Raw genomic sequence first — 25,240 nt, 5'->3', positions numbered from 1 at the left:
GGGCGGGTAGGGACCCGGCGCGATGCGGTCGCGCCGACCGGGGAGCGAGAGAGGCTCAGGCAGTGGCGGGGGCTGTCTTGGACAGCGGCACCCGGGCCGAGGGCAACGGGGCGACCGCGGGGCGGAAAGCCGCCAGGGCGGGCAGGTCCGGGGTGCGCTCGGCGTTCCTGTTGCAGATGTTCACGGCCTCACGCAGCGAGGTGTGCGGGGCGCGGATACGGGCCCAGCCGCCGGAAGAGTCACCGGTGACGGCGATGCCGGGGGTGTCGGTGGGGATCTGGATGGCGGCGAGGACTGCGTCCGGGGAGATGTCCCCGAAGGCCATGTTGGCGGAGGCTTCGTCGTTGACGCGGTGTGCGGTGCGGCCGGTGAGCTGGGCGCGGAGCATCGTGATGCCCTTGCCGAGTTCGGAGCCGAAGCGCTGCCCGCAGATCTCCAGGTAGATGCCGGCGGCACGGCCGAGTTGGGCCAGGCGGACAAGGGCGGTGATGATCCGGTCGCGCCGCTTCTCCTCGTCCTTGGTGGCGAACAGGGCGAGTTCGGCCACCTCGTCGACCAGGACCACGACCGGCACCGGGCGCACATCGGCGGGCAAGTCCCAGATGTCGGCGGCGATCTCCGCGTCCGGCACGTCGACGGTGATCCGCTGGTTGGCCCGGATCAGCTGATAGACGCCCTCCATGTGCGTGACGAGCGCTTCCAGCAGGTTGAGGGCGGTGTCCGGGTTGTCGGCGAGCGCGGAGAACCGGCGTGCCAGCGGGAAGAGTTCGACTCCCTGCTTGCAGTCGATGCCCACCAAGGCGACATCCAGCGGGGCCAGCCCGGCGACCAAGTTGCGCTGATAGACGGACTTCCCGGACTCCGTGGCGCCCAAGGTGAGCCCGTGCGGTACGGCCCGGTAGTCGCGGTAGTGCACCGCGCCGTCCTCGCGCAGGGCGACCGGGACCCGCATCGGGCGCGTCTCGGTCCGGGCAGGCATCTGCACCCGCTTGAGGACGTCGTAGCCCGTCATCCGCACCTCGACGACCCCCGAGCGCAACTCACGCGAGGTGACGCCGTACAGGCCGAAGGAGTGGCGCAGCCGGTCGGAGGCCGCCGCGACGTCGAAGGCGTCCTGTCCGGGACGGAGCTTCAGCCGCAGCACCAGGCCGGTGCGGGTCGGGCGCAGTCGAAGGATGCGCGGTGGACGGGATTCGGGCACGGGCCGGTTGGCGATTCGGGCCAGGGCCAGGCGCCAGCGGGAGGGCGGGACCGTGAGGCCGCAAGCGTCCATGACGGAGGCGTAGCGGAGCAGGACCCGCAGGGTGGCGAGGGTGACCCCGAAGGTCAGCCAGTACCAGGCGGGGCGCCGCCACCGCAGGAGACCTGCGGCAGCGACGACCAGCACCAGAGCGACCATGAACCAGGTCGTGATCAGGCAGCCTCAGCCTGCGAAGCCGCAGCGACGAGCGAGGTCACGGCCACGGCGCGGAAGGCGATGCCGTGCCGCTTCTGGCCGTTGAACTCGTTCTCCCACGCCGAGGCGACGAGGCCGGTCAAGGCCACCGGGGTGCCCATGGTCAGCTCCTCGGAGACGCCGGGCTGCGGCACGGCGAGCTTGAGGATCTCTACCTCGTCCGGCGTGGAGAACATGACCTCCACGGTCATCAGCGTGACGCCGTCCTTGTCCACGGCGATCTCACCGGTTCGGCGGTCCTTGACCTTGGGCTGCGGAGTCTTGGCAACCATCACAGTCGCGGCGGACGTGTCGACGGGAATCTGACGCATTATGGGAGTCCCTTCAGGGGCGGGAGCGACGTACTTGCTTGGCGGTTGGTCGCCGCTCCCGAATGTCGATGGATGCCGCAGCAAAGCCGCGGAGTGTTCACGCTTCCTACTGGTGCGCACCAGTAGGTTGCATCTGGTGCGCACCAGATGTCAAGCATCGTTGCTGGTCCGGCGCTTCAACTCGCCTGACTGCGACAGTTCTAGGAAAGCGCGCTCATCAACAAGCCGGTAGACAACAGGGGTTAACAGCAGGCTGGTTAACCCCTGCCGACCTGCGCCGATGTGAGGCATGCTGCTGTTACGGTCAACACCCCTACCCGGAGCGGCAGTACGCGATGAGTGGACTCAAGGCAGCAAGGACGGCGCGGGAATGGTCGCAAGAACGTCTTGTGCGGGAGATCGAGGGGCATGCGCGTCAGCACATGCTCACTGTCGCCTCCACGGCGAGTTTGCGGGTGTACGTCTCGGAATGGGAGAACGAGCGGCGTACGATCTCCAGCCGCTACGCCAAGATTCTCCGTGCCCTGCTGGGGATCACAGATGACGAACTGACGGGCCGGCCAAAGTCACCGTCGGCGTTCGCGGCGGCCGACGGGTACGACGAGCTGATATCTCGGATCGATGAGGCACGGAACGTCAGCCTGACCATGGTCAAGACGTTCATGGACCAAACCGAGCTGCTCCGGACCATCGATCGGCAGATGGGCGCCGCCAGTCTGGTCGACCAGATGACTGGCCACCTGACGCGGTTGGAAGAAGCCCTCACCTTCGCAGTCCTCCCGGAGACTCGTCGCCCGGTCGCTCTGGCTCTGGCCGGCGCGGCAACGTTGGCAGCCTGGCAGGCTCTGGATGTCGGAGCCGTCGAACGAGCCTGGCGCCACTACGAGTTGGGCAAGCGCGCTGCGCAAGAGGCCGACGAGCCCATGTATCTCGCGCACGCCACCGCCGAGCAGGCATTCGTGCTCTGCGACGCCGGGCGTCCCGAGACTGCGGTACAGCTGGTCCGAGATGCCCAGCGTCTTGGTGGGAAGGCGAAGTCTCCGCGGCTCACAGCTTGGCTGTACGCGGCCGAGGCGGAAATCTGCGCCCGAGCTGGACTCCAGGACGACTGTCAGCGGGCACTTGAACATGCGGCTCGGCACTTGCCCGCCGGGGAGCAAGCCCGAGATCCGGACATGCTGAGCATCTTCCTCAATGAGGGCCACCTCACCAGGTGGCGCGGAAACGCTCTCGCCCTGATCGGCGACCCCGAGGCAGTGGACAGCCTGTACACCGCTCTGGATACGACTGATCCCACGTTCATCAGGGCAACGGCCGGACTGCGCTGCGATCTGGCCCAGGCCCACTTGGCGCGCGGCGAGTACGACCAGGCGCAAGAGCACCTGCGGAACGCAAAGTTGATCGCGAGCCGGACCAAATCAGTGCGTCACAGACGGCGGATCGAGCAGCTCACACAGCAGTTGTAGGCGAGGTGCTGGCACCCCGTGAAGCGAGCACATGAAGGAGGCCGACGAGGGTGCCCGAGCCCATCAACTCACCGCGAGCCATCAGCCCAGGAACATCGGACAGAGGCACCCAGGCAATGTGCCCGGCTTCCTCCAGATCGGTCGGTTCACCGACGAGCTTCGCTCCCTGACCGACGAAGATCTCGTGCGGCGAGTCGACCATGCCGACCATGGGCTGATAAGTGACCACGTGCTCAAGGGAGTTCGGACGCCAGCCCGTCTCTTCCTCGACCTCACGCAAGGCGGTCTGAAGGGGTTCCTCCCCCTCGTCGACGATGCCACCGGGCAGTTCCCAGCCGAACGAGTCAGGGACGAAGCGGTACCGCCACATCATGAGCACCCGGTCCTGTTCGTCGAGGACCGCGGCAATGGCCACGTGGTGAAGCTTGACGAGGTGGTGCTCAAAGCGCTCTACGCCGGGCGGTTCCACGTCGACGAGGCTCAGCTTCACCCATCGGTTGTCGTACAACGTCCGCTCACCGTGGATCTGCCACGGCTCGACATCCGCCGGCGCTTCAATGGTCACTGACCGGTCGGGCACCCGGTAGGAGCTACGGCCGTGCACCTCAACGACGCCCTCAGCAACGAGCTTTGCCAACACCTGACGCAGAGCCGTACGGCCGATCTCCAGCTCTTCCGACAGGGTGCGCTCGGACGGGAGCTTGGAACCTGGCGAGTACTTGCCCGTAGCGATCCACTCGCGAATCGTGCGGTAGACCCGCTCGGACTTGGGTCCCATCCGGTGAGCACTCTCCTGCCGTCGTTGGGTGTTCGTTGGGTGCAGCTACGCAAGCGTAGCGGCGTGCCTACTGACGTGAGTAGGTCTCGAACATCCAAGACGATCAATCAGAGCGCGGTAGAACTTTCCCTACTTCATCAAGGCGGCTCGCTCCGCTCCCCGCGCGCGGCCCGACCCCCGGCCGGGCCTGCGCTCCTGTCTCCGCCCCGCTCCAGCCCGGCCGGCGCCCGGGCCGCGCTCATGGCAATCAGTCGCCTGATGCCAAAGATGGGGCATGCCGTTGCTGGGGCGGTCAGCTCCGCGGCTTTACGGAGCTGCTTTGGCGCGAGTGATCATGGCCCCAACGTCGTGCTTTAACAGGCCGGTCCACAGACTGCCCGATGCACCGGAAGGTTACGGAGCCATGATCACTCGCGCCAAAGCAGCTCCCGGCCAAAGTCGCTACACCGACCTCACGCTCAAGTTACCCGCCAGAAACAGCCAACTCCAGACGTCACCTCGCTCTATGATCTCCCCAGTGCTTGCACTCTTCTGACTTACAAGGGTTGGGTAAATCAATGACGAATCCTAATGCGCCGGAAAATAGCGACACCTTCCTCTGCCGGATTGGAACTATTTTCCTCCTCTCTCCAGAAAAGAAGGAATTCGACGAATACGCTAACGATCTGAAAGGAGCCCTCCAGGACGATCCGAGAGTGCAGTGGGTCAAGCAGCCAAGGTTGAACACAGATTTCTGTAGCCATCTCGCTGTCTATCCGAATTCTGAAAACTCTAATTCGAATGCAGTTATGCACGGCTCCGACGCTCTGCGGGCCGTGCAGCTTGATCGCCCACTTCTATTTAAGATCGTGGTGCCGATAAAGAACCAACCGAAACATCATCACGCGGACGATATCCCGACGGATACTTATTGGATCGCCTGGGATGGCGTCGTCGTTATGGTGCTCTGGCGCCACGAGGCGACGAGCATCCCGCAGTCGGGTGGGCAAATTGTGATGCAGGTGCTTGAGCAAGCTTGCGAAGCAATCGGACTTGGGGCGTTCAATCAGGCGTGCTCTCCCGCGTGCACGAATGTCTTCATGCACTCTGATCTCATCGTGAGGCAATTGGAAGACGCAAATGACTGCAAGGTCGAGAGCGTAGACCGGACCACAGTAAACATCACAGCCCCCGTAAGTGATGAGCCAGAAGGCGTTCTTTTTGATCTCTTCTACACTTTCGGGCGCACGTCACTTATTTTCGCCCGACAAAAGAATTTGGGGCGGCGGATCATCGACCTAGAAGCTGAGGCATGGGGGCGAGCTTCCCACCTGCTGTCGCACTACTCTGCCCACGTTGAAGCATCTGCGGCCCCAATTCGCAAACGGATCAAAATGCGCTGGGGTAACCGTGGGTGGCGTAGAGAGGTCCGATCCCTTTCTGCCCAGACATGGGTATGCATGACTGGAATCGAAGTCATGATGCGTAGGTGGAGCGAGCTCAAGAACGATTTCTCAGACGAAGTCTCCGAGGGATCCTCTATGCCAATTTTTGAGATGGACTACTCGGACGAAGTAAAGGTGATCGAGTCTATCGACCTTTCACGACTGGAGAGTGTCAGCAACCAGGTAGAATCACGCCTGGACAATCGCCTAATTTCTTTCGCTACAGCAGGTGGTGCAATTTCGGGTGCTATTACAGGTGCGCTGGTAACGCTGTTGGGGGGATGATAACCGGGTATTCCCCGTCGGACGGGCGCTGATACCGCGGCAATGGGCTACCCGTGGGCTGGGCTGACCCAGCCCGCTATCTGTAACGTTCTGACCGGCCGTTTCCTTTCGGACCGAGTTGAGGGGCACAGCAGCCCAAGGCACCGTCCTCACCCAAGTTACTTCGGGACGAAGAAGTCATCGCCCGACGGCCCACCATCCCGCCTCTGGCGGTGCGGCTTGCTCTCACGGACATTATCGGGCAGCGTGGCTGAGGCCCAGTGGTGGTTGCTCTGACACGCGCGCCTGATCGTTCGACGACCCACCATCGTGGTTGACGTTCGTCGGCTGAGGCTCAGACGTCCAAGGTCCAGGGCCCGGCAGTTCGGGGACGACGAGGACAACAGGCGTGCCATTCGCGTGCCAGAACCTGCGGGGACTCACGGGGATCAACGGGGAGTTGACCACAGACCGCCATGGGCCGGAGCCCAGTTCCACCGCAGGTCAGTACGGTAATAGCGCCCAGAAGACTGCGGCTTCCCAAGCTGATGTCCCAGGCAACCCGACGATGTACTGGCGTCCCGTATTTCAACTCGGGCGCAAGCCAGCTGCCTTGGCCACCGCGTTCACGAAGCGCATATCCCACGAAGTGAGAAGTGTCGTCAGTTGCAGATACAGCGGGTCATGGCCCTGCGCCTTCAGGGCAAGGTTCTTCCCCTCTAGCCACACCTGTGTGACTTGAACAACAGGGATCCGAACGTCGTCCTGGCCTGCCCGATGCACGACGATCGCTCTCTCATCGCAGGCCACCCAGCCGTTCGCGATAGACCGCCGCGGTGCTACCAGAGGACCGAGTCTCGCCGAACGAGTTGCTGACGCCGCAGGGCGTGGCGATGTGGCGCCCTGCTTCTGCTTCCGCTTGACGGACGTACTCGCCGACGTCACGGACACCCCGCCGGCTCGAAGCGTCGTTGTTCTCCGACCCTTGCTGTTCAAGGTCACTCGGCCGTTCTTGCCACCCATGCTGACACTTGAAGACTTGGTGCCGAGCCGGACCCGGACACCGCCCCCCAGATTGATCGATGTGCTCACGCCTCTTCGCCTAGCCATGGCACCCCCCGTTGATCCGTAGATGAGTGAACAAATCGTGACACCCGTGTTAGGGATCCATGAGGGTATTACCAAGTCGTGACCTGGCGAGTACTGCCCACCACGAGCACATGCCGCTCGACCGACGCCGCACCCGCCCGTCTCAGTTTCCGTCTCATTCAGTCCGGTTCACTACCGTTCAGACGAGACCACAAGACCGGTGGAACAGCGAGCCGGACCGCCCATGAACCCAGATGAACGCCCTTGCACGGAGCCCCAAGGGACACCACCACAGTTGGAAAGCGTGTTGCTGGTCAGCCCTGTCGCTGCTTGCGTGTCTGGACGGCTGATCAACGGCTGCGCATGGTCCGGTCGTCAATTTCCCGGTGGGTGGGTTCCGGTGGCGTGGTAGGTGCAACCATGGGTGGTTTCAGGTGTGTTGACCGGTTCGGACGGGGGTGGGGTATGGCGGTGCTGCGGTGGGTGGTGGCGGTGGTGGCCTCGGTGGCGGCGTTCTTTGTCGTGGCTGTGCCGTGGGCAGTGCTGTCTTCGGGTGGGCATGACCCGTGGGAGGTGATCGGCCCGGTCGGTGGTGTGGTTGCGGCCGGGGTGCTGGCCGCGCTGGGCTGGTGGGCCTCCCAGGCCAGCGCACCCGCCGGCGGTGGGGCGGAGCGCATAGTGCGGCAGTCGGCACGCGCGAAGGGGAACATCAGGCAGACCGCGGGAAGCGACGGTGCGGCCGGCAGGGCCGGGCGTCGTCCGATGCGGGAGAGCATCCGTCAGAAGGGGCGTGGCGGCGGTGACGTCGACCAGGTCGGCGGGGACCGGGCCTGAGGGGGCCGGCGGTGGTTGAGCGTTCGGGGCGGCGGCGCACGGGTCAGCAGGCGCGGACGCAGGGTGATGTCACGCAGGTGGCGGGGGACATGCACGTGTATCCGCCGCCGGTGCCGGGCCCGTTGGTGCAGTGGCCGGTGTGGGTGGGGAATGTGCCGCGGCTCGCCGCGGCGTTTCAGCCGCGTACGGCGGTATGGGACCAGGCTGGTGAGGCGCGGCGTGAGGGCCGTGACGTGGTGCTGTCCGGGGCGGGCGGCGTGGGCAAGAGCCAGCTGGCGGCGTCCCTGGCACGGCAGCTGCGCGACCAGGAGCACACCACGGGTGCCGGTCTGGACGTACTGGTGTGGGTGAGAGCCACCAGCCCGGACCAGATCATCACCGCGTACGCGGAAGCAGCCGGGCAACTACATCTTTCCGGAGCCGAGCCGGAGGACGAAGGCGCGGCGGCACGGCTGTTCATGCAGTGGCTGGCGGCGACACGGCAACGCTGGCTGGTGGTCCTCGACGACCTCACCGACCCCGCCCTCCTTGAGGGATGGTGGCCGGACAGCGGTGCGGGTAACGGCTGGGTCCTGGCCACCACCCGGCGCGAGGATGCCCAGCTCTCCGGCCAGGGCCGGACCCTGATCCGGCTCGGCCTCTACACGCGGGACGAGGCGGGCGCCTATCTGCGCCGCCGGCTCACCGACGCCGGACACGGCCACCTCCACGACCCCGGCCTGGCGGGCGAGCTGGCAGACGAACTCGGTGATCTGCCTCTCGCTCTCGGCCACGCTGCCGCCTACCTCATCAACACCCGGCGCACGATGCCCGACTACCTCAGCCTGCTGCGCGACGCCAGCGGTCGGCTGGGTGATCTGCTCCCGCCCAGCGCCGACACCGAGGGCTACGGACGACCCGTCACCGCCTCGCTGCTGATCTCCCTGGACGCGGTCGAGCAGGCCGACACCACCCATCTGGCCCGCCCCCTGCTGCAGGTTGCCTCCCTCATGGACCCCCTCGGCCACCCCGCCACCGCATGGACCACTCCCGCAGCCCTCGGCTATCTGCGCACCGCACGCCCACCACAGCGCCGCCGGCTGCGCCGCCACCACCCGGACGTCACCGAAGACGAGGTGCGCAGTGCGCTGGAATGCCTGCGCACCTATGCCCTGATCACCCAGGACACCGCCACCGCCCCCATCCGTCTGCACGCCCTGACCGCCCGCGCGGTGCGGGAAACCATCCCGTCCGGCCTGCTCCCGGCCACGGCCCGTACCGCAGCCGACGCGATCTTGAGCCTGTGGCCCCGCCACGACCACGAGCAACGGGAACTGGCCGCCGCCCTGCGCGCCAACACGGTCCATCTCGACGAGCTCACCCGCCCGGCCCTGTGGCAGCCCCAAACCCACCCGTGCATCTACCAGGTCAGCGACAGCCTCACGGATGCGGGGCTCTACCAGCAGGCCATCGCATACGACGAGAGAACCGCTCGCCACAGCAACGACATCCACGGCCCCGACCACCCCGACACCCTCTCCGCCCGCAACAACCTCGCCGTCTCCTACGGCGATGCCGGCCGCGTCCAGGACGCCCTCAACCTGCGCGAGCGGGTCCTGGCCGACCGGGAGCGCATCCTGGGCGACGACCACCCCAACACCCTCACCGCCCGCCACAACCTGGCCATCTCCTACAGCGATGCCGGCCGCGTCCAGGACGCCCTCGACCTGCGCGAGCGGGTCCTGGCCGACCGGGAGCGCATCCTGGGCAACGACCACCCCAACACCCTCACCGCCCGCAACAACCTCGCCGCCTCCTACAGCAATGCCGGCCGCGTCCAGGACGCCCTCGACCTGTGCGAGCGGGTCCTGGCCGACTACGAGCGCATCCTGGGCGACGACCACCCCGACACACTCGACGCCCGCCACAACCTGGCCGCCTCCTACAGCAATACCGGCCGCGTCCAGGACGCCCTCAACCTGTGCGAGCGGGTCCTGGCCGACCGGGAGCGCATCCTGGGCGACGACCACCCCGACACACTCGACGCCCGCAACAACCTGGCCATCTCCTACAGCGATGCCGGCCGCGTCCGTCCAGGACGCCCTCGACCTGCGCGAGCGGGTCCTGGCCGACTACGAGCGCATCCTGGGCGACGACCACCCCAACACCCTCACCGCCCGCCACAACCTGGCCATCTCCTACAGCGATGCCGGCCGCGTCCAGGACGCCCTAAACCTGCGCGAGCGGGTCCTGGCCGACTACGAGCGCATCCTGGGCGACGACCACCCCAACACCCTCACCGCCCGCCACAACCTCGCCCACGCCCGTGATGCGGCGGCAGCTGTACAGCAACCGGATACAGCAACCCCAGCAACCGTCTCCGACCTTCAATCCCCTTCAGTCGCTCCCGAGTAACCGGTATGCCCCTCTCTGACCGATCTCTACAGAGCTATGGATCAGAAGGTTGCGGCCGCAGCCACTCACTACGGCCGCACCACAAGTGCACCAGATCGAGCGGGGAACGGCGGGAACCACGGTGAAAGCCGCCGAGTCCGACAGAGCGGCAGCCCGACTGTTCACCCTGGTCAGCGCCCGAACTGGCCTCGAATGCCCGCAGCTTCTCAAGTTGAGGATCTTGCAAGTGTGAGTGCAGCATGGTCCGGTTCAGCCTGCGGAGCTTGCTCTGGCCAACGGCACAACCTGTGCAACGTGGCTGAGGCCGTCGGTGGTGCAGCGAGACACACGCGCGCCTGGTCCGTCGACGCGCTCGCCCTCGTGGCTGACTTTCGTCGGCTCAGGCAGGAAGGGAGCCCGGAACCGTGTCCGAAGCTCCCTTCTTCCCAACGCATGGCTACCGTCCAGAAGCCACTGTCAAGAGTCGAACAGCGGTTCCCCCTCAGGGCATTCAGATGTCGCTGTCTGGCGCCCGCGGCTCGTCGCGACACGCAGCACGTCTCGCAGGGCTCCGGCCAACTGGGCTGCGAGAAGGCTCAGTTGTCCCCGATCCGCGGTCCGGTCATCGAGTACTTGAGGTGCATGCTCCAACAGCTCCGATGCCATTCCGAGTTGCACCGCCTCGATGTGGTCCGCCATGCGGGAGATGTAGCCGTCCTGGTCGTTAGTGCTCAGGTAGCACGGCTTACCCTCCGGCCCTACCCAGGGGAGAAGCCTCAGTTCGTTCTGTTCCGTCATCCCTGCTTCTGCCTCTCGGTGATCTCGATATCGGATGCCGCCTGGCGCCCAGTCGCTCATTGCGCCACCGCCGCAGGCCCGGCCTGGCCGGACGCCGAGTGGCACGGGCAGTCGCAGGCCTCGTAGATCACGGGCAGGTCGACCGGTGCCGAAGCCGGAGAGGACTCAGCGCAAGCGTGGTGCGTGCGGATGCGGCAGGAGGTCGAGCGGTAGGGCGCAGCCGTGGCGTCCGGGCTATGGGTGTGCCGTCGAGAGGGCATCAGCGGACCGCCAGGGAAGCCGACCACGCATCGGCCAGCAGAGGGGAAGCAACGGCAACCGCCCGGTGCCGTCGCACGCGCCCTTCCAAATCCAGCACGTACGGGCGGACGAACGCGACATCCTCGCCCGCGAGCGAGTAGCGATGACTCGCGCAGTCAAGTCCCCGCCTCAAGAGGACTGTTGGCTCGTCCGTGGGCGCGGACAGGGCCAGAGCAATGGGCGGCGGAGAGGGCGTTAAGGGGCGGCGGTGCCTGCCCTTGGTGAAGTACCGCGCCCTGGTGTGGGAGACGGCACGGCGGATACGGTTGAACACGCTGAATCAGCTCCTATCGCTGATGGCTCGGTCCCCCGACATCGCCCGTCTTGGGGACCGTTTTTCGTACGACCGCCCATAAGGTGCGGGCGTTCAAGCTGGTGGCGAGGAGCCCGAACCGATCGGCCTCGGCCACCACTTCCAGGACCTCCCGCCATGACTCGGCGGAGAGCGATTCCGGCACCTCCGCTTCGACCGACGTGTGCAAGGCGTGCTCCTCCAGGCGCGCGGGGAGCCCGATGGCGGACAGCCGGGCGGCGAGGGCCGCCGCGCTAACTCCCGAAGCGGGCACAGGCAGCCTCCGTCACCAGCGATCACCTTGAGTGAAGCTAGTTAACTAGATTAGAGCTAGTGGACTAGATTTTCCATATGCCTGAGCAGCCGCCTTATCTCCGCATCGCCGACGAACTCCGGCGGCGGATCGCGGAGCATGTGTGGGAGCCGGGGGACCGTCTCCCCTCTCGCTCCCAGATCGGCCAGGAGTGCGGCGTGGGCGAGAACGTGGTGCGCCGGGCTCAGGAGCTGCTGATCTCCCAAGGCGTGCTGGAGGGCCGCGCGGGATCAGGCACGTACGTCGCTGAACCCCGGCGGCGGGTGCGGATGGTTCGTTCATCGGCGCGCGAGCAGCCCCAGGAGTCGCCGTTCCGCGCGGACATGAAGGCGCTGGGCAGGCAGGGCGACTGGGAGAGCCGGACCGACGCCAAGGTGCCGGCGCCCGCGGAGATCGCAGCCCGGCTCGGCGTCGCCGAAGGCGATCTGTGCGTCCGGACGACGTACGAGTTCCTCGCGGACGGCAGGCCAGTGCAACTGTCGACGAGTTGGGAGCCGTACGACCTCACCGCCGGCACTCTCGTCGTACTCCCCGAAGGCGGGCCTCACGCGGGAACGGGCGTGGTCAACCGCATGGCTGCGATCGGAGTCACCGTCAGCCATGCCGTGGAGCAACCAGAGCCGCGACAGGCCACGGCCGAGGAGGCGTCACTTCTCGGGATTCAGAAGGCCGCACTCCTCACGCACATCCGGAGGACGTACTACAGCGACGAAGGCCGTCCCGTGGAGACCGCCGACATCGTGGTGCCCGTTGCTCACTGCGAGATCGTCTACGAGATTCCGATCAACCGTTAGTGGGCGGTCGGTGACCGCCTGCTGGATCTTGGAATGCCGTGCCCGAGGCGTGCCCCTTCCGTGCCCGATCGAGCGGGGAAACACGGGGAACGGCGGTGCCGAGCGGGTAGCGGACATGGCAACGGCCCCCGACCGTATTGCCTGGTCAGGGGCCGTTCACCTGCGGTGGGTGTGGGATTTGAACCCACGGTGACATCGCTGCCACGACGGTTTTCAAGACCGTTCCCTTAGGCCGCTCGGGCAACCCACCTGCGCACGCGCCCACCAGGGACGGAGCGGGTACAGCGTACCGGGCCCGGGGGTCGTGCGGGGTCCGTGGTCCGGGTTCGCCGGGCGGGCGGGGCTACTCCGGTGCCGCGCCCGAGAAGTCGTACACGGCCCAGTCGGTGATGCGGACATACCCGAGGCGTCGGTAGAGGGCGTTGCTGGTCGGGTTGCCCGGGTCCGTGAAGAGGACGACCTCCTTGGCGCCCGTGGCCAGCGCGGCTCTGGTCACCTCGGTCGTCACCGCGGCGGCGTAGCCGTGGCCGCGGAGGTGGGGTGGGGTGTAGACGGGGTCCACGCGGACCATCCCGCCGATCTTCGCGGTCGAGCCGGCGATGGAGACCGGGGTGCCGTCCGGGGTCTCCCAGAACGTGAAGTGCTTGTCCGCGAAGCGGGTGTCCGCCCAGGAGGCGGGGAGGATCTCGTCCACGGCGGCGGCGAACTCGTGGCACCAGTGGACGACTTGGGCATGGTCCTCCTCGCCCGCGACCCGGGCGCGGCCCTCCGGGAACGGCTCCGGAGGCGTGAGGGTGCCGAGTCGGTACAGGTGGAGCCGGACGCGGAGTTTCGATGTGGCGCCCGTGCGCCGCTGCCATGCCTGCGCGAACACGGTGGCGGTCTCCTCGTCGGCGGTGACGTAGGGAACGGCGTGCCCGAGGTCCACCAGGCGGGCGGCGAGGGTGTCGGCCTGCCCGGGGGTGAGGGAGGTGGGTGCCAGGCCGCGGGAGGGGAGGCGGTAGAAGGTGGCGTCGACCTCGCCCGCTCGCTCCAGTCGGCCGAACAGGGGGACCCCGCCGCCGTATTCGGCCGAACCGTGCGTGCGCAGTCTCTCCATCGTCGTCAACGCCGTGGTGTGCGGCGCGGGGCGCGAGCGCAGGAACTCCCCGCCTCCGGCGAGGAAGTCGTCCAGGTCTTCGGTGAGGTGCCAGTCGTCCGATCGCATGGTTCATGATTTCGCGCGGCACTGGCCCACGTCCGTGGTTCCCCGGAACAGGGGGCGCCGCCCGGCAGGCGCCCCCTCCGCACGCCTCTACGGCCGCTGCATCACCCGGTCCACCACGGCGCTCGCGGCGATGTACGTCCACTGCTCGTACCTCGTCCCGCCCACCGTGCGCCGATCGTGCATGCCGAGGTACCGGTACGTCTTCGGGTCGAAGACCAGGACCGGGCCGCCCTTCGCCCAGGGGGTCCCGGCGGGGCCCACGTACTGGATGCCGATGCCCACGCGGCCGTCGGCGTCCTTCTGGTGGGGCAGGACCTTGATGCCGGGGACGGTGGCCAGCGCCTCGTAGGCCGCGGCGCGCAGCCCCTTCGGCAGGACCGGGGCGCGGAGCAGGCCGGAGACGAAGACCTGGGTCATCGGCCAGTCGGCGGCCCTCATCGGCTTGCTGTAGTCCGGCTTTCCGCCCATGTCCCGCAAGGTGATCACCAACTTGCGCGGATCGGTGGGCAGTTGTTCGAGCTCGGTCCACTTGGTCGGCGGCCAGGTGCCCTGGCCCGGAACGAACACCGGGACCCACTGCTTGCGGCCCAACTCGCTGACGTAGGACTTCTTGGAGCCGTCGACCGAGTTCCAGCTCTCGTCGACGTACGTCCGGGTCCGGCCGCCCTTGGCCGGGGTCTCCTTGACGATCTCCTTGGTGTAGATGAACTGGTCGTCGCGCGGGGCGATCGGCTTCTCCAGGCGGCGTTCCTCGGCCGCCGCGCCGTGCAGCACGGTGGCCGCGCTCACCGGCTCGGTGCGCGGGGAGGACTCGTTGGCGACCAGCACGGTCGTGGTGATCGCCGCTGCCGCGACGCCCGCCACCGCCATCCGCAGCACCGGACGGCGCCGTACGGTCGCGGGGGCGAGGGTGGTGGGCGTGAGCATCGCCTGGTGGAGGCGGAAGAGGGCACGCGCGCGTGCGGGGTCCGTGAGCGGGGGCGTGTCCGCGTCCCACTCCCTCAGGAGCTGGAGTTCGTTCCTCGGTTCACTCATCGTCGGATTCCTCTCGGAAGGCTGTCGGGTCGGATCCGCCCAATGCGTCGCGAAGTTTTCTGCGGGCCCTGTGCAGCCGTGACCGGACCGTCCCCACCGGTACCTCCAGGGCGCGGGCGACCTCCTCGTAGCCGAGGTCGGCCCACGCGACCAGCAGCAGCACGTCCCGGTGCCGGGCGGGCAACCGGGCCATCGCCAGGGCCAGTTCGCCCCGTACGGCCTGTGCGCTGACCTTCGCGGCCACGCGGTCGGCGACCGGGTCCTGCGAACCGTCGGCGCGGGCGGCCGACGGCAGCCGGCCGATCGCCTTCAGCCGTCGGGCCTCGGCGCGCCGGTGCCGGCCTACGAGGTTGGTCGCGATGCCGAACAACCACGGGCGGGCGTCGGCCAGTTCCGTGTTGTACCGGAAGCGCTGCTGGAACGCGGTGGTGAACGTCTCCGCCATCAGGTCCTCGGCGACCTCCGTACCGAGCCTGCGCGCCGCGTAACGGTGCACCGAGTCGGCGTGGCGGTCGAAGAGCACGGCGAATGCCTCGGGCTCGTCCCACGACCGTTCGATCACCGAGGCGTCACTGTCCTGCCCCACCCTGACGCCTGGTCCGACGGTCATCGGGGCTCCTCTCGTCCATGCGAACACGCTGATGAAGACTGGGCTTTCACCCGTACTTCGCCGCAGGGAGGAATCCGGTTCCCTCGTGGTGCACGCACGCGTGGAGGGCACAAAACGATCGGGCCGGGCGAGGAAAGTCCTCGCCCGGCCCGCCGGTTGATCTTCTGGCGCTACGGCAGCCGCATCAGCTGTCGCCGACCCTCGACCCGAGGGTCAGGTCGGTCGTGTGCTCCGTACCACCGCGCTTGTACGTGATCTTGACCTTGTCGCCCGGCTTGTGGGTCCAGATCTCGCCGATGAGGGTCGGGCCGCTGTCGATCACCGAGTCGTCGAGCTTGGTGATGACGTCACCGGCCTTGAGGCCCGCCTTGGCCGCGGGGCCGCCCGCCTCCACCGAGGAGGCGCCGCTGACGCCCTCGGCGGTGATCGTCGCGCCGGCGGTGCTGTCCTCCAGGGAGACGGAGGCGCCGATCTTGGCGTACACAGGCTTGCCGGTCTTGATCAGCTGCTGGGCCACGTACTTCGCCTGGTTGATCGGGATGGCGAAGCCCAGGCCGATCGAACCGGACTGGCTGGTGGACCCGAGGCCGCCGCTGCTGGTCGACTGGATCGCGGAGTTGATGCCGATGACCGAGCCCTGCGCGTCGAGCAGCGGGCCGCCCGAGTTGCCGGGGTTGATCGAGGCGTCGGTCTGCAGGGCGCTCATGTACGACGCCTTGCTGGTGGAGCTGCCGTCGCTGGAGGCCACCGGGCGGTTCTTGGCGCTGATGATGCCCGTGGTCACCGTGTTCGACAGGCCGAAGGGGGCGCCGATGGCGATCGTCTCGTCGCCGACGGCCACCTTGTCCGAGTCGCCGAGGGCGAGCGGCTTGAGGTTGCTGGGGGCGTTCTTGAGCTTGATGACCGCGACGTCGTAGCCCTGGGCGTGGCCGACGATCTCGGCGTTGTACTTCTTGCCGTCCGGGAAGGTCGCCGTGAGCTTGCCGCCGTCGACCGCGTCGGCGACGACGTGGTTGTTGGTGACGATGTGGCCCTGGGTGTCGAACACGAAGCCCGTGCCCGTGCCGCCCTCGCCGCTGGTGCTCTCGGCCTCGATGGTGACCGTGCTGGGCAGGGACTTGGCGGCGACGCCCGCGATGGTGCCCGGGTCGCGCTTCACGGAGGCGCTGCTGCCGGTGTCGGCGGAGACGGTGGTGGAGTTGCTGTTGTCGTCGTGGTCCTTGGCCAGGGTGTAGCCGAGGCCACCGCCCAGGCCGCCGGCGACCAGCGCGGCGATCAGCACGGCGGCGATCAGGCCGCCGCGTCCGCCACCGGGCTTCTTCGGCGCGGGCTGCTGCTGGTACGGCGTGCCCCAGCCGCCACCGGCTCCGGCGCCGTCCCCTCCGTAGCCGTCGCCCCCGTATCCGCCGACGCCCTCGCCGCCGTACGCGCCCGCGCCCGCGCCGCTGTCGGCGTACGACGGGGTGGCGGGCGGCGGGGGCGGCCAGGCGGCGTCGGGAGCGGATCCCGTGCCCTGCTGGGGCGCTCCGGCGTACGCCGGAGCGGGGCCCGCGTACGGCGTGTCCTGCGGGGCGCCCGGAGGCACCGGCGGGAGCTGCGTGGTGGGCGCGCCCCCCTCGGCCGCGGCCGCCTGCGGGGAAGCTGCGGGAGATTCCACCGGCACAGGAGGTGCAGACGGGGCCGGGGGTACCTCAGTGCCCTCGTTCTCGGTGCTCACAGCTCTTCTCCTCGGTCCACGGCTGTTGTTCTCGGAAGCATGCGGTCACACTCTTCACGCTTGTCGATCGGTCCGGCGCGAAACAGCTGTGCATGTGCTTTTGTATGCCGTCAGCTTTTCCCACCGGCCGTCAGAGCACCATAAGCGGTGCCTGTGCGTTCATGGCGAACCTTTATAAGGGACCTGTCGGGCTAAAGCGGCATAGCTCCTACGAGCCGTCCACGACCCTTCGGTTCCACGCCTTCCCCGTCGCGGTGGCACCATGACGCGGTGACCCTCGCACGGCAGCACCGGATCCAAGTCGTCGCCCACCGCGGAGCCTCCGAGGAGGCCCCCGAGCACACTCTCGCCGCCTACAAGAAGGCGATCGAGGACGGTGCGGACGCCCTCGAATGCGATGTACGGCTGACCGCCGACGGCCATCTCGTCTGCGTCCACGACCGCCGCGTCAACCGCACGTCGAACGGGCGCGGGGCGGTCTCGGCACTGGAGCTCGCCGACCTGGCCACTCTCGACTTCGGGTCCTGGAAGGGCCGCGACTCCCGGACGACGCGGGACGAGGAGCCCGACTGGGAACACCTCCCGGAAGACCGCGAGGACACCTCCGTGCTCACCCTGGAGCGACTGCTCGAACTCGTCGCGGACGCGGGCCGGCGGGTGGAGCTGGCCATCGAGACGAAGCATCCGACGCGCTGGGCGGGCCAGGTCGAGGAACGGCTGCTGGTCCTCCTGAAGCGCTTCGGCCTGGACGCCCCGGCCTCCGCCGCCGACTCCCCGGTACGGGTCATGAGCTTCTCGGCGCGCTCGCTGCACCGGGTGCGAGCGGCCTCCCCGACGCTGCCGACGGTGTACCTGCTGCAGTTCCTCTCGCCCCGCCTGCGGGACGGTCGACTTCCGGCCGGTGTCCGGATCGCAGGCCCCTCGATCCGGATCGTGCGTAATCACCCTGCGTATATCGAGCGGCTGAAAAACGCCGGTCACCAGGTGCACGTGTGGACGGTCAACGAGCCCGAGGACGTCGATCTCTGCGTTGACCTGGGCATTGACGCCATCATCACCAACCGGCCGGGGGCCGTTCTGAGCCAGCTCGGCCGCGGGTAGCAAACAACCTCATAAAGACCGCCAAACACCCCTTGACCCGGCCACCCCACCTGCACCATCCTCCGAACCCGGCCACACCGTCGAAAACAAGCCACTCGATTACAGGGAGTGCACCGGCGCGTTCGGTCCGTGTTCGATCGTTGCGAATGCGTCACTGAACGTGGATTGGCCGGTTTCCGGTTCAGGCCAATGGGGCATCCACACCGTGGCGTGGGGCGAAGGAGGTCTCGGGGGTGGCGTTGGTGGTGGCACAGGAGGTGCCCACGTCGTCGAGCATGGCCGTGTCCCATGGCCCTGCGGGCGTGGGGGAAGCAAGACATCGCATGCGCGACCAGCTGCGCACGGGCGGTGTGTCGGAAACGGTCATCGACGATGCCGTACTGATCCTCTCCGAACTTCTGAGCAACGCGTGCAAGCACGGCAGGCCCCTGGGCGACGCCCTGGCCGGTGACGGCGACGTCCGGTGCGCCTGGCGCGTGGACACGGGCGGCCGGCTCACGGTCGAGGTGACGGACGGCGGCGGCCCGACCCGCCCGGCCCCGGCCACCCCGTCGGTGACGGCCCACGGCGGACGCGGGCTGAACATCATCACCGCCCTGGCCGACGACTGGGGTGTCCGGGACGACACCCGGGGCGAGGTCACCGTATGGGTCGTCGTGCAGGACGACGTCCATGATCCGGACGCCGGGCACCGACGCGACGACTTCGCTACGCGCGTCACGGCTCCTACGGTGTCGGCGATCCCCCGGCTGGAGTTCGCGGACGCGTTCGACGACCTGGACTGAGCGGTCGGCCCGTACCCGTCCACGTCGCCCGCGCCGTCCACAGGCCGCCGTCCACACCCGCCGGGTTGTCCACAGGCTCCCGTCGGTCATGGCGTGAACGGCTAGGCTCCCGCCCGTACGAGACGAGCCGTAACCGGGAGACACCCACGATGGCCAAGAAGCGCCCCCAGACCACGGCCAGGCGGCCGCAGCTCAGCGACGGAGAGGTCGCGGTCGTCGGTGCCCGCGAGCCCTGCCCCTGCGGCAGCGGCCGCCGCTACAAGGCCTGCCACGGCCGGGCCGCCGCGCACGCGGTGACCGAGCTGGTGCAGCGCCCCTTCGAGGGGCTGCCCGGCGAGGGCGACTGGGTGGCGCTGCGCGAGCTGGTGCCCGCGGCCACGGTCGCGCTGCCCCTGAAGGGCGGTCTCCCCGAAGGAGTCCCGTCGGTCACGCTCGCCACGGTGCTGCCGATGGCCTGGCCGGCCCTGCGCCGGGACGACGGCTCGGTGCTGCTCGGCCTGCAGAACGACACGGCCTCCGGCGACATCAGCCGCGACCTCGCCGACACCCTCCAGCGCGCGCTGGCCGCCGAGCCGGGCACCCCGGTGCAGGCCCGCCGCGCCCCCGCCGAGGGTCCGCGACTGCAGGATCTGCTCGACCCGGAAGGCACGTTCGAGCCAGTTGTGCACCCGGGCTTCGAGTTCTGGGTCCCGGAGGCGGAGAACGCGGCGCCGGAGGTGACCGCCTCCCTGGAGCGCGCCAACGCCGCCGCCATCCCGACCGTGAAGCTCCAGGGCGTGGACGCCGCGTACTGGTGCGAGACCCCGGACAAGAACCATCTGCGCTGGGTCATGCCGTACCCGGAGGAGCAGCTTCTGGACGGACTCGCCCGGCTGCACGCGGCGGGCCGCTCCGGTCTCGGTGAGGGCACCCGTCTCGTGGGGTCCTTCCGTGCTCACGGGCTGACCGTGCCGGTCTGGGACCTGCCGAGCGGTATGGGCGCGGACGACATCGAGAAGCCGGCCGCCGAGTTCGCCGAGCGCCTCACCGCCGCGCTGGCCACGGAGGCCCCGCTCACCGCGGACGAGCGCCGCGCGCGGGGCGGCCTCACCAACCGGCAGGTCACGCTGAGCTGACACCCGGAAGGGAGCAGGGGTTCGACTGAACGGCCGTTCAGTCGCAACAGGCCTGTTCACTCCGGTGACTCCTGTCACAACTCCCCGTTGTGAAAGGGAAGTCGGTGTCCGAATAGCCGAGATCGAATTTGCGAACCGCCGATCTCTTGTTACCGTTCGAGTAGCCCGGTTGCTGGTGCATCCCCCGTCGCCAGCAACCGGGTCTTTTCATGCCCGGGTCGCGTGTACGGAACGATGTCGTCCGTCAACTCGCCGTAGGCGCCGAGGAGTTGCTCCCCGAGCGCAGCAACAGCGGCCCGCTCCCGTTCCGCCCCGCGAACTCCGCCACGGCCGTGTAGGCCGCCAGCTCGCCCCGTGTCCGCTCCCGGGGTGTCTCGCACAGCGCGGGCTCGTCCTCGGCCGCCACGGCGCAGTGCATCTGCACGGTGCGGTCCGCCGGACCCATGAGGCTCAGCACCGCGTCCAGGTCGTCGCCGGTGGCGTTCCGGTAGTAGGTGCGCGCCCAGGTGTCCTCACCCTGCGTCATGACACAGGTCTGCGCCTCGATGCCGTCGGGGGAGGAGAGCTCGGGTCCGCAGCGCGCCGCCGTCGCCAGACCCAGGCCGAGCGTCAGCGGGGAGCGGGCGGGCGAGGGCGCGACGGAGGGCGCCTTGGCGTCGCTGCCAGAGGCGCCGGAGGAGTCGTCCGAGGAACCGAGGGAGAGGGACCGTACGACCGCGTGACCCTCGTCGCGTACGGGTCCCGCGGACGCCACGGCCAGCGGCAGCGCGACCGCGCACACCGCGACGCCCGCGAGGGCGAGCAGACGAACCATTCGGGGGTCTGGGGGTCGTCCCCCGGAATGACGGCGCATACAGCGGAAGATAACGACCAACTACGGGCGCCATGTCCCGCGCACGCCCGACACCCCTACAACTCGGGCGCGCTCACACCCGTACGAGTGAGGGCCTCGACCACGGCGTCCACCACGGCCTCGACGTCGGGTACCCAGGGCGAGGACGAGCCGGGCAGTGGTGCGCGCTCCCAGCGGATCTGGCCCTGGCCGGTCTCGGAGGGGGGCAGGGCGAGGTAGCCGCCCTCGCCGTGGAAGCGGAGCGAGCCGGGGACGTGGTCCTTGGCGTACAGCAGCTCGCCCAGCTGCTCCAGGGAGTACGGCTTGACGAGCAGCGACCAGCGGGTCGGCGCGGCGACGACCGGGCCCAGGCGCATGCCCTGGCGGTCGAGCGCGGCGAGGGCCCGGGAGGCCGCGGGTGCGGGCAGGCTGACCGCGCAGGGAGCCTTGTCGCCGGTGGCGAGGACGATCGGGGCGGCGGGCCGGTTGCCCCACCACCAGCGCACCATCCGGGCGTCGGTGGTGGCCGCGAGGAGGCCGGGATCGAAGGGGTGTGCGCCGGGGACCGTGCAGTCGGGGTCCGGACAGCCGCAACGGGCCCGGCCCTGAGGGTCCGGTGCCACGCCCGGGAGTACGGGCCATTGCCATTCTGTCGCGAAGGTCAGGGCCGCGCTGAGCATCTCAGACCTCCTGCTGTCTCGCCTGGACAGGAGCCTGCGTCGCTTTCCGAGGATCTCGCGCATGAGCGCTCGTTCCTTTCCGTTGCACCGCTGGCAACACCGAGGACCACATCACACCATGTGTCGATCACTTCACTGTGCGTACCTGTTGGCGCATCACACCCCTGCCTTCGGCAAGGGGAACCCGTGCGTGCTTGAAAAGCATGGGCGTGGCGATTGGGGGTGGCGAAGTCTGGCGTTTTGCCGTCCCGCGTAGTTCTCTCCGCCTCCGCCACGGGAGGATGGGGCACGATCGTCGGTGGTTAAGACGCCCGGGTCCTTCACCAGGTTCCGGGTGGCCCCCAGCCACCCCTGGCCTTCTCCGAGTACGTACCCATCACGACCGCTGTGACGCTCCGTCGAGCAAACCCAGTCGACCGCAATGGACCGTCCCCTGATGCAGTTTTAAGCCAACTTTGCCAATCCGCAAGGGGAGAGCGAAATAGCACCCGTAAACCCATGGACACCAGGAATCCCGGCAGGACAATGCTGGACATCCCCTCACGAGTGCGTGTACATGTGGAGACACTGCCAGCGGCGCAGAATGACATGGGGGTTTGCGATGCTTTTGAGCAATACGCACCGGTCGGAAAGCCGGACGCCATGAACGCCCCGCACCCTTCGAAAGTGGCTGGAATCGATTCAACGGTTCCCTCGCCCGCACACACTGTCGCGCCCGCGCCTGCCGCCACCGATACCCCGCCGGGCCCCTCCTCGAACACGCAGAACACGCCAGAAACCGCACCGAACGCGCCAGGTGCCCTGCTCCAGGACCGGCTCGCGGGCTGGGTGTCCGATCTCACGACCCTCCATGAACTCACGGAGCGGCTGGCACGCACGGACGCACTCGACGAAGCACTCCAGGAGCTGCTGCGCGCCGGAGCCGCCCTGGTGGGCGCCCGCCGCGGCCTCGTCGTCCTGGAACCCGGCGACGGCCTGGGCCCCGTCACCACCATCGGCCTCGGCCTCGCCCGCTCCGACCTCGGGCACATCGAGACGGTCCCGCGCGGGTCGATGTCCTATGGCCAGATCCTCGACGGCGCTCCAGGGGGTGAGGGTGGCGAGATCGTCCACCCCGACCTGTTCGCCGAGGACGCCCTCGACCCGCGCCACCGCGAGGTCGCCGTACGCCTGGGCTACGCGGCCAGTTACGCGCTCCCCCTGGCGACCGACGCGGCCGGGCGGCTCGGCGCCGCCGTGTGGCTCTACGACGAGCCCGCCGAGCCGGTCGAGCGGCAGCGCCACCTCGTCGGCCTGTACGCCCGGTACGCCACCGAGCACCTGGCCCGCGTCCTCGAAGTCGAGCGCACGCGCGCGTGCATGACGACCATCGCCGAGGAGCTGCTGCCGTCCCGGCTCCCCCGCGTGGCCGGTGTGCAGCTCGCCGCGCTGCACCGCACGGGTCCGCGCGGCGGCGGCGACTGGTACGACGCGCTGCCGCTGCCCGATGCCGCGCTCGGCCTCGCGGTCGGTTCGGTGACCGGCTCCGGGCCGAGCGCGATCGCCGCGATGGGCCGGCTGCGCGCGTCCCTGCGGGCGTACGCGGTGATGGAGGGCGAGGACCCGGTCGCGGTCCTGTCCGACCTCGAACTGCTCCTCAGGCTCACCGAGCCCGCCCGCTCGGCCACCGCCCTGTTCGCCTACTGCGAGCCCGCGCTGCGCAAGATCACCCTGGCCGGCGCCGGACACAGCCCGCCCCTCCTGGTCGGCGAGCGGCGCACGGAGTTCGTGGAGACCTCCGTGTCCGCGCCGCTCGGCATGCTGGCCTGCTGGGAGGCGCCGAGCGTGGAACTGGAGGCGGAGGCCGGCGAGACGGTGCTGCTCTACACGGACGGGCTGCTGCACCGCACCGGCGACCCCATGGACCGCGCCTTCGCCCGCCTGCACGCGGCGGCCGCGAGCGTCCCCAAGGCGCTGCGCGAGGACCCGGCCGCGATCGCCGACCACGTCCTGCGGACGGTCCTGCCGGACGGCCTCGACACGGCCGACAGCGACGAGGACGTCGTCCTCCTGGCGGCTCGCTTCGAGTAGTCGCCGGACAGCCATGTGTAACAGGCCATACGGCCCTGGGCCCCCTTCCGTACGACCGTACGATGGACGGGGTCCAGTGCCGTATCTAGGAGGATGACCGTGGCCGACGAGCTCACCCCGGAGACCCCGGAGACTGAGTCTGAGGAGCCTGAAGAGCCCATCAAGAAGCGGAAGAACGGTCTGTACCCGGGCGTGTCCGACGAGCTCGCAGACAGCATGAAGTCCGGCTGGGCCGACACCGAGCTGCACGATCTGCAGCCGGTCGAGCAGGTGGAGCACACCGCCCGCCGCCGTGCCGCGCTCTCCGCGCGCTTCCCGGGCGAGCGCCTGGTGATCCCCGCGGGCAACCTGAAGGTCCGCTCGAACGACACCGAGTACCCCTTCCGGGCGTCGGTCGAGTACGCGTACCTGACGGGCAACCTCACCGAGGACGGCGTCCTCGTCCTGGAGCCCAGCACCGAGGGCCACAAGGCGACGATCTACCTCCTGCCGCGCTCCGACCGCGAGAACGGCGAGTTCTGGCTCTCCGGCCAGGGCGAGCTGTGGGTCGGCCGCCGCCACTCCCTCACCGAGGCCGAGCGGCTCTACGGCATCCCCGCCTCCGACGTCCGCGAACTGCCCGCCGCCCTGCGCGAGGCCACCGGCCCCGTCCGCGTGGTCCGCAGCTACGACGCCGGCATCGAGGCCGCGCTGACCGACAAGGTCACCGCCGAGCGCGACGAGGAACTGCGGGTCTTCCTCTCCGAAGCGCGCCTGGTCAAGGACGAGTTCGAGGTCGCCGAGCTGCAGAAGGCCGTCGACTCGACGGTCCGCGGTTTCGAGGACGTCGTGCGCGTGCTCGACAAGGCCGAGGCCACCAGCGAGCGCTACATCGAGGGCACGTTCTTCCTCCGCGCGCGCGTGGAGGGCAACGACGTCGGCTACGGCTCGATCTGCGCCGCGGGCCCGCACGCCACCACCCTGCACTGGGTGCGCAACGACGGCCCGGTCCGCTCCGGCGACCTGCTCCTCCTGGACGCCGGCGTCGAGACGCACACCCTGTACACCGCCGACATCACCCGCACGCTACCCATCAACGGCCGCTTCACCGAGATCCAGAAGCAGGTCTACGACGCCGTGTACGAGGCCCAGGAGGCCGGTATCGCGGCGGTGCAGCCGGGCGGCAAGTACCGCGACTTCCACGACGCGGCGCAGCGCGTGCTGGCCGAGAAGATCGTCGAGTGGGGTCTTGTCGAGGGTCCCGTGGAGCGCGTCCTGGAACTGGGCCTCCAGCGCCGGTGGACGCTGCACGGCACGGGTCACATGCTCGGCATGGACGTCCACGACTGCGCCGCCGCGCGGACCGAGACGTACGTCGAGGGCACCCTGGAGCCCGGCATGGTCCTCACGGTGGAGCCCGGCCTGTACTTCCAGGCGGACGACCTCACCGTCCCCGAGGAGTACCGCGGCATCGGCGTCCGCATCGAGGACGACATCCTGGTGACCGAGGACGGCAACCGGAACCTGTCGGACGGCCTGCCCCGCACCTCGGCCGAGGTCGAGGGCTGGATGGCGTCCCTCAAGGGCTGACAGTTGACGGCTGCCACCTGATACAAG

General features: G+C 68.6%; 22 protein-coding genes, 1 tRNA gene and 1 pseudogene. 11 read left to right on the top strand and 13 right to left on the bottom strand.

Annotation, left to right across the window (positions count from 1 at the left end; genetic code table 11):
• Nucleotides 1-55: 55 nt before the first annotated feature.
• Together OO69_RS38175 and OO69_RS38170 are read right to left on the bottom strand one after the other, a co-directional pair.
• Complete coding sequence (locus OO69_RS38175; RefSeq protein ID WP_033285518.1) at nt 56-1,399, bottom strand: FtsK/SpoIIIE domain-containing protein; 1,344 nt, start codon at nt 1,397-1,399, stop codon at nt 56-58.
• Nucleotides 1,400-1,413: 14 nt separating this feature from the next.
• Complete coding sequence (locus OO69_RS38170; protein WP_033285517.1) at nt 1,414-1,767, bottom strand: hypothetical protein; 354 nt, start codon at nt 1,765-1,767, stop codon at nt 1,414-1,416.
• 422 nt (nt 1,768-2,189) lie between these two features.
• On the opposite strand from OO69_RS38170, the gene OO69_RS38165 reads away from it, so the two are divergent.
• Nucleotides 2,190-3,233: an XRE family transcriptional regulator gene (locus OO69_RS38165; protein ID WP_199811110.1), complete on the top strand. Its 1,044-nt coding sequence runs from the start codon at nt 2,190-2,192 to the stop codon at nt 3,231-3,233.
• On the opposite strand, the gene OO69_RS38160 is transcribed toward OO69_RS38165, so the two are convergent.
• Complete coding sequence (locus tag OO69_RS38160; RefSeq protein ID WP_078652753.1) at nt 3,217-4,011, bottom strand: GntR family transcriptional regulator; 795 nt, start codon at nt 4,009-4,011, stop codon at nt 3,217-3,219. The two genes, OO69_RS38165 and OO69_RS38160, sit on opposite strands and share 17 nt — an antisense overlap.
• Nucleotides 4,012-4,568: 557 nt before the next feature.
• On the opposite strand from OO69_RS38160, the gene OO69_RS52175 reads away from it, so the two are divergent.
• Nucleotides 4,569-5,720 carry a hypothetical protein gene (locus OO69_RS52175; RefSeq protein ID WP_158713472.1) on the top strand — a complete coding sequence of 384 codons (1,152 nt, stop codon included), beginning with the start codon at nt 4,569-4,571 and terminating at the stop codon, nt 5,718-5,720.
• Nucleotides 5,721-6,287: 567 nt separating this feature from the next.
• Here the strand turns inward: OO69_RS52175 and OO69_RS54005 are convergent.
• Nucleotides 6,288-6,809: a DUF4236 domain-containing protein gene (locus OO69_RS54005; protein ID WP_420707942.1), complete on the bottom strand. Its 522-nt coding sequence runs from the start codon at nt 6,807-6,809 to the stop codon at nt 6,288-6,290.
• 444 nt (nt 6,810-7,253) lie between these two features.
• Here OO69_RS54005 and OO69_RS51560 point away from each other — a divergent pair, with 444 nt between their 5' ends.
• The 3 genes and pseudogenes from OO69_RS51560 (at nt 7,254) to OO69_RS53230 (ending at nt 10,016) form a co-directional block, all read left to right on the top strand.
• Nucleotides 7,254-7,622: a hypothetical protein gene (locus OO69_RS51560; protein ID WP_033285516.1), complete on the top strand. Its 369-nt coding sequence runs from the start codon at nt 7,254-7,256 to the stop codon at nt 7,620-7,622.
• A gap of 89 nt (nt 7,623-7,711) precedes the next feature.
• Nucleotides 7,712-9,628: pseudogene (locus OO69_RS49055) on the top strand (tetratricopeptide repeat protein); the annotation flags it as partial.
• A gap of 49 nt (nt 9,629-9,677) precedes the next feature.
• Entirely contained in the window at nt 9,678-10,016 is a 339-nt protein-coding gene (locus OO69_RS53230; protein ID WP_078652750.1) for a tetratricopeptide repeat protein, read from the top strand.
• A gap of 456 nt (nt 10,017-10,472) precedes the next feature.
• Here the strand turns inward: OO69_RS53230 and OO69_RS53225 are convergent, their stop codons facing one another.
• Both OO69_RS53225 and OO69_RS38135 read right to left on the bottom strand, forming a co-directional pair.
• A complete protein-coding gene (locus tag OO69_RS53225; protein ID WP_033285515.1) occupies nt 10,473-10,793 on the bottom strand; it encodes a hypothetical protein in 321 nt (106 codons plus the stop codon).
• Nucleotides 10,794-11,380: 587 nt separating this feature from the next.
• The gene (locus OO69_RS38135; protein ID WP_033285514.1) at nt 11,381-11,659 is read right to left on the bottom strand and encodes a hypothetical protein; all 279 of its coding nucleotides are present in this window, start codon (nt 11,657-11,659) and stop codon (nt 11,381-11,383) included.
• 77 nt (nt 11,660-11,736) lie between these two features.
• On the opposite strand from OO69_RS38135, the gene OO69_RS38130 reads away from it, so the two are divergent.
• Nucleotides 11,737-12,492, top strand: a complete 756-nt coding sequence (locus OO69_RS38130) for a GntR family transcriptional regulator (protein WP_033285513.1) — start codon at nt 11,737-11,739, stop codon at nt 12,490-12,492.
• Nucleotides 12,493-12,655: 163 nt separating this feature from the next.
• On the opposite strand, the gene OO69_RS38125 is transcribed toward OO69_RS38130, so the two are convergent.
• The 5 genes from OO69_RS38125 to OO69_RS38105 form a co-directional block, all read right to left on the bottom strand.
• A tRNA-Ser gene (locus tag OO69_RS38125) sits at nt 12,656-12,742 on the bottom strand.
• 93 nt (nt 12,743-12,835) lie between these two features.
• Nucleotides 12,836-13,699, bottom strand: coding sequence for a GNAT family N-acetyltransferase (locus OO69_RS38120; RefSeq protein ID WP_033285512.1), 864 nt, complete (start codon nt 13,697-13,699; stop codon nt 12,836-12,838).
• Between the two features lie 87 nt (nt 13,700-13,786).
• The gene (locus OO69_RS38115) at nt 13,787-14,734 is read right to left on the bottom strand and encodes a CU044_5270 family protein (RefSeq protein WP_033285511.1); all 948 of its coding nucleotides are present in this window, start codon (nt 14,732-14,734) and stop codon (nt 13,787-13,789) included.
• Nucleotides 14,727-15,344, bottom strand: coding sequence for an RNA polymerase sigma factor (locus OO69_RS38110; protein WP_033285510.1), 618 nt, complete (start codon nt 15,342-15,344; stop codon nt 14,727-14,729). Before OO69_RS38110 ends, OO69_RS38115 begins: the two co-directional genes overlap by 8 nt.
• Before the next feature lie 184 nt (nt 15,345-15,528).
• A complete protein-coding gene (locus tag OO69_RS38105; RefSeq protein WP_033285509.1) occupies nt 15,529-17,061 on the bottom strand; it encodes a S1C family serine protease in 1,533 nt (510 codons plus the stop codon).
• Nucleotides 17,062-17,331: 270 nt separating this feature from the next.
• Here OO69_RS38105 and OO69_RS38100 point away from each other — a divergent pair, with 270 nt between their 5' ends.
• The 3 genes from OO69_RS38100 (at nt 17,332) to OO69_RS38090 (ending at nt 20,062) form a co-directional block, all read left to right on the top strand.
• A complete protein-coding gene (locus tag OO69_RS38100) occupies nt 17,332-18,162 on the top strand; it encodes a glycerophosphodiester phosphodiesterase (protein WP_033285508.1) in 831 nt (276 codons plus the stop codon).
• Nucleotides 18,163-18,395: 233 nt separating this feature from the next.
• Nucleotides 18,396-18,947 carry an ATP-binding protein gene (locus OO69_RS38095; RefSeq protein WP_033285507.1) on the top strand — a complete coding sequence of 184 codons (552 nt, stop codon included), beginning with the start codon at nt 18,396-18,398 and terminating at the stop codon, nt 18,945-18,947.
• Between the two features lie 149 nt (nt 18,948-19,096).
• Nucleotides 19,097-20,062, top strand: a complete 966-nt coding sequence (locus tag OO69_RS38090) for a DUF5926 family protein (RefSeq protein ID WP_033285506.1) — start codon at nt 19,097-19,099, stop codon at nt 20,060-20,062.
• 244 nt (nt 20,063-20,306) lie between these two features.
• Here OO69_RS38090 and OO69_RS38085 read toward each other — a convergent pair whose 3' ends face one another.
• Nucleotides 20,307-20,876 carry a hypothetical protein gene (locus tag OO69_RS38085; protein WP_033285505.1) on the bottom strand — a complete coding sequence of 190 codons (570 nt, stop codon included), beginning with the start codon at nt 20,874-20,876 and terminating at the stop codon, nt 20,307-20,309.
• 95 nt (nt 20,877-20,971) lie between these two features.
• The gene (locus OO69_RS38080; RefSeq protein ID WP_033285504.1) at nt 20,972-21,637 is read right to left on the bottom strand and encodes a bifunctional DNA primase/polymerase; all 666 of its coding nucleotides are present in this window, start codon (nt 21,635-21,637) and stop codon (nt 20,972-20,974) included.
• A 462-nt stretch (nt 21,638-22,099) separates the two neighbouring features.
• Here OO69_RS38080 and OO69_RS38075 point away from each other — a divergent pair, with 462 nt between their 5' ends.
• Complete coding sequence (locus tag OO69_RS38075) at nt 22,100-23,644, top strand: PP2C family protein-serine/threonine phosphatase (protein ID WP_078652746.1); 1,545 nt, start codon at nt 22,100-22,102, stop codon at nt 23,642-23,644.
• Between the two features lie 93 nt (nt 23,645-23,737).
• Nucleotides 23,738-25,213, top strand: a complete 1,476-nt coding sequence (locus OO69_RS38070; protein WP_033285502.1) for an aminopeptidase P family protein — start codon at nt 23,738-23,740, stop codon at nt 25,211-25,213.
• The last annotated feature ends 27 nt before the right edge of the window (nt 25,214-25,240 follow it).

The sequence above is a fragment of the Streptomyces sp. NRRL F-525 genome (assembly GCF_000716605.1).
GTDB lineage: Bacteria > Actinomycetota > Actinomycetes > Streptomycetales > Streptomycetaceae > Streptomyces.
This window is presented reverse-complemented; position numbering and strand designations above follow the sequence as displayed.

Excerpts from the sequence above, each read along its gene's own strand:
- OO69_RS38175 (WP_033285518.1), bottom strand. The coding sequence starts at position 1,399 with ATGGTCGCTCTGGTGCTGGTCGTCGCTGCCGCAGGTCTCCTGCGGTGG.
- OO69_RS38170 (WP_033285517.1), bottom strand. The coding sequence starts at position 1,767 with ATGCGTCAGATTCCCGTCGACACGTCCGCCGCGACTGTGATGGTTGCC.
- OO69_RS38165 (WP_199811110.1), top strand. The coding sequence starts at position 2,190 with ATGCTCACTGTCGCCTCCACGGCGAGTTTGCGGGTGTACGTCTCGGAA.
- OO69_RS38160 (WP_078652753.1), bottom strand. The coding sequence starts at position 4,011 with ATGGGACCCAAGTCCGAGCGGGTCTACCGCACGATTCGCGAGTGGATC.
- OO69_RS52175 (WP_158713472.1), top strand. The coding sequence starts at position 4,569 with ATGACGAATCCTAATGCGCCGGAAAATAGCGACACCTTCCTCTGCCGG.
- OO69_RS54005 (WP_420707942.1), bottom strand. The coding sequence starts at position 6,809 with ATGGCTAGGCGAAGAGGCGTGAGCACATCGATCAATCTGGGGGGCGGT.
- OO69_RS51560 (WP_033285516.1), top strand. The coding sequence starts at position 7,254 with ATGGCGGTGCTGCGGTGGGTGGTGGCGGTGGTGGCCTCGGTGGCGGCG.
- OO69_RS53230 (WP_078652750.1), top strand. The coding sequence starts at position 9,678 with ATGCCGGCCGCGTCCGTCCAGGACGCCCTCGACCTGCGCGAGCGGGTC.
- OO69_RS53225 (WP_033285515.1), bottom strand. The coding sequence starts at position 10,793 with ATGACGGAACAGAACGAACTGAGGCTTCTCCCCTGGGTAGGGCCGGAG.
- OO69_RS38130 (WP_033285513.1), top strand. The coding sequence starts at position 11,737 with ATGCCTGAGCAGCCGCCTTATCTCCGCATCGCCGACGAACTCCGGCGG.
- OO69_RS38120 (WP_033285512.1), bottom strand. The coding sequence starts at position 13,699 with ATGCGATCGGACGACTGGCACCTCACCGAAGACCTGGACGACTTCCTC.
- OO69_RS38115 (WP_033285511.1), bottom strand. The coding sequence starts at position 14,734 with ATGAGTGAACCGAGGAACGAACTCCAGCTCCTGAGGGAGTGGGACGCG.
- OO69_RS38110 (WP_033285510.1), bottom strand. The coding sequence starts at position 15,344 with ATGACCGTCGGACCAGGCGTCAGGGTGGGGCAGGACAGTGACGCCTCG.
- OO69_RS38090 (WP_033285506.1), top strand. The coding sequence starts at position 19,097 with ATGGCCAAGAAGCGCCCCCAGACCACGGCCAGGCGGCCGCAGCTCAGC.
- OO69_RS38085 (WP_033285505.1), bottom strand. The coding sequence starts at position 20,876 with ATGGTTCGTCTGCTCGCCCTCGCGGGCGTCGCGGTGTGCGCGGTCGCG.
- OO69_RS38080 (WP_033285504.1), bottom strand. The coding sequence starts at position 21,637 with ATGCGCGAGATCCTCGGAAAGCGACGCAGGCTCCTGTCCAGGCGAGAC.
- OO69_RS38075 (WP_078652746.1), top strand. The coding sequence starts at position 22,100 with ATGCTGGACATCCCCTCACGAGTGCGTGTACATGTGGAGACACTGCCA.
- OO69_RS38070 (WP_033285502.1), top strand. The coding sequence starts at position 23,738 with ATGACCGTGGCCGACGAGCTCACCCCGGAGACCCCGGAGACTGAGTCT.